Here is a 643-nt window from a genome sequence, read left to right on the forward strand (position 1 = left end):
AGCAATTTGCGGTATTCTCCGCCTGCATATTGCACGCCGCGGTCGCTATGGCGGATGAGCCCTGGTACCGGGCCGCGGCGCCCAAGGGCCATGTTCAAGGCATCACAGCACAGTTCCGATCGCAGATGATCGTCCATGGCCCAGCCCACAATTTCACGCGTGGCATTCGACCATTGTTCTCGAACCAATGGCGAACAAGGTCTCATTCCTTGATGGCAGCCACGTAGAGCCAGCCTTCAGCGGTGTCGGCATAAGTGATGTCAGCGAGCCGAACACGGTTCGGAACGGTGCAATCGAACTGTTGCTCCAACAGATTTGGTGAGGGTTTGAGGCTGTGACTGCTGACCGTAGTGCGCGGTTTTCGGCGCTTGTACAGGCACGGTGAGACATTGTTTTCCCGCATTATTCTGGCCACACGCCGCTCCGAAACGTCCTCGCCATCGGCTTTCAGATCCTGGTGGGCCCGCTTTGACCCATACCGTTTTTTGCTTTGAGTAAACGCCGCTTTGATCTTTGGCAGCAACGCGGCGTCCCGGGTGTCCCGCAGCTTTTGCCGCTGATCCCGGGCAGGTTGCGGCTGGACAAAGCCGTAAAACCAGCTGCGCGCAACACCAGCAAGGCGACAGAGCTGAGCGATCGGGTA

1 protein-coding gene is annotated in these 643 nt (G+C 58.2%); it reads right to left on the reverse strand.

Translation table 11 applies throughout. The features are described 5' to 3' along the window. Nucleotides 1–202: 202 nt before the first annotated feature. Nucleotides 203–643: IS3 family transposase (locus L1069_RS23910; RefSeq protein WP_237457304.1), on the reverse strand; the 441-nt coding region annotated here is incomplete at its 5' end.

It is taken from the genome of Leisingera sp. MMG026 (assembly GCF_021654205.1).
Taxonomy (GTDB): Bacteria; Pseudomonadota; Alphaproteobacteria; order Rhodobacterales; family Rhodobacteraceae; genus Leisingera.